3 protein-coding genes and 1 pseudogene are annotated in these 1,839 nt (G+C 56.2%); 3 read left to right on the forward strand and 1 reads right to left on the reverse strand.

Annotated elements, in window-relative coordinates; translation table 11 throughout:
- A partial coding sequence (locus ADK28_RS29710) for a cold shock domain-containing protein (RefSeq protein ID WP_161802692.1) occupies nucleotides 1-161 on the forward strand: 161 nt, incomplete at its 5' end.
- Between the two features lie 114 nt (nucleotides 162-275).
- Nucleotides 276-354, forward strand: a pseudogene (locus tag ADK28_RS04105).
- Between the two features lie 213 nt (nucleotides 355-567).
- On the opposite strand, the gene ADK28_RS04110 reads toward ADK28_RS04105, so the two are convergent.
- The gene (locus tag ADK28_RS04110; protein ID WP_016928046.1) at nucleotides 568-1,245 is read right to left on the reverse strand and encodes an isochorismatase family protein; all 678 of its coding nucleotides are present in this window, start codon (nucleotides 1,243-1,245) and stop codon (nucleotides 568-570) included.
- A gap of 253 nt (nucleotides 1,246-1,498) precedes the next feature.
- Between ADK28_RS04110 and ADK28_RS04115 the strand changes: the two genes are divergently transcribed.
- Nucleotides 1,499-1,839 (forward strand): universal stress protein (locus ADK28_RS04115; protein ID WP_048794961.1); only part of this gene is annotated, 341 nt, incomplete at its 3' end.

The following is a 1,839-nucleotide window of genomic DNA, read 5'->3' on the forward strand; positions in this document are numbered from 1 at the left end:
TGGCGGGTAAGCGGCAACCGCTGAAACGACAGAGCGTGTTTGTACACTTCTCCGCTATCCAGAGCAACGATTTCAAAACGCTGGACGAAGGCCAACAGGTTGAGTTCACTATCGAAAATGGCATGAAGGGGCCTTCTGCCGGCAACGTGGTCGCGTTATAATTTTCGGCCGAGGTGCAATTTCTTACGACAGCGATGATGGTTTAAGCCGGAGCAGTTAAGCAATGAAATCCTCAGCCTGAATAAACTCCGGGTTCGCCCGGAGTCTTTCTCGATACGTCATTAGCTCAGCAGGAAGAGCGGCAGCGAAATTATTCGTTGGCGGACTGGGGTTCGATTCCTCGATGACGTTCCAATAATTAATGATTATTGGCAACAGAAAAATAGATTGCCGCAGAATTAATAACGCCGCGTTTCAGTCTATTTTTCTGTTGTGAAAAAGTCGCGCTTAGGCTGCGTAATGTTGGAGTGTGGGATGGACGCTTACGCCATAACATGACAGCCGGGAAAGTCACCGGCACACGATTAATAGCCCCGGCCTTGGCCGGGGTTTTTTATGCCCGCGATCTTAACGCTGCGAGTCCAGCAGTTCGTTGTTTTTCACCACGTCCTGCGCCTTGAGGTAGCTCTCGATCAGCAACTGATAGGCTGGGAAGATTTTGGTGTAAACCTCGGCCCATTGCTGAGCGTCGGCGCGGTTCCAGCTGCCCTGCAGCTCCGAGGCCACGCCGGCGGTGTCGATCGGCACCACGCCGGCCTGCACCACGCGCGCCAGGGTGATTTCCTGCGCCATTTTTGAGTAGGTGCCGGAGGCGTCGATCACCGCGAAAACTTTATAGCCTTCGGCCACTGCGCTGATGGACGGGAAGGCCATGCAGACGCTGGTGATGGTGCCGGCGATGATCAGGGTCTTGCGGCCGGTGGCCTTGACCGCCGCCACAAAGTCCGGGTTGTCCCAGGCGTTGATTTCCCCTTTACGGGCGACGTATTGCGCGTGCGGCGCATTCTGGTGAATTTCCGGGATCAGCGGGCCGTTGGGGCCCTGCGGCACCGAGGCGGTGGTGATCACCGGCAGTTTGCTGAGGGTGGCGATGCTGGCCAGGGCGGCGGCGCGGGCGCGCAGTTCGGTCATCGGCATATCGGCGACGGTCTGGAACAGGCCGCTCTGGTGGTCAATCAGGAGCATGACTGCGTCATTAGCATCAATAACAGGACGCTGGCCGTTGAAGTTGGCTGGAGTGCTCATGGTGTTTTCCTTTTCTCGTCGTGAGGTCAGTAGGTATCTTCTTTGATTGATAAGGCTGAAACTCAGCACTTGCTTACAGTGTAGGGCCGAGAGAGAAATCCGGTAGAGCCTGAAGTCGGGATACATCGTTCCATAAATGGAACGACACTGCAGCAGGCGAGGGGGCCGGCGCTGGGCTAAACTTAAGGTGCATGAGAAACATGCGGCAAGGAGCGCCATCCTGTTTACGGATCTGACGAGGAGGGCCGACATCATGGCTTATCGGCATATCGTTGTCGCCACGGATCTCAGCGAAGACGCCGAGTTCCTGCTGGGCAAGGGCGCCAGACTGGCCGCCGCGCTCAATGCCAAACTTTCCCTGATCTATATCGACATTCATCGCGCCGGTTATTACGTCGATCTGGGCGTGGGAGATTACAACTACACCGATCGCACATTTTCGGAGCGGGTGAAGAATATGCTCAATGCGATCAAAGGGCAGTCGTCCTATCCGGTCGAAGAGGTGATCGTCAGCCGCGGCGCGTTGACGGAAGAGTTGAACCGGGTGGCGAAGGAAAAAGGGTTCGACCTGGTGATCTTCGGCCACCACCACGA

Source organism: Serratia sp. 506_PEND (genome assembly GCF_001076875.1).
Lineage (GTDB): Bacteria > Pseudomonadota > Gammaproteobacteria > Enterobacterales > Enterobacteriaceae > Serratia > Serratia marcescens.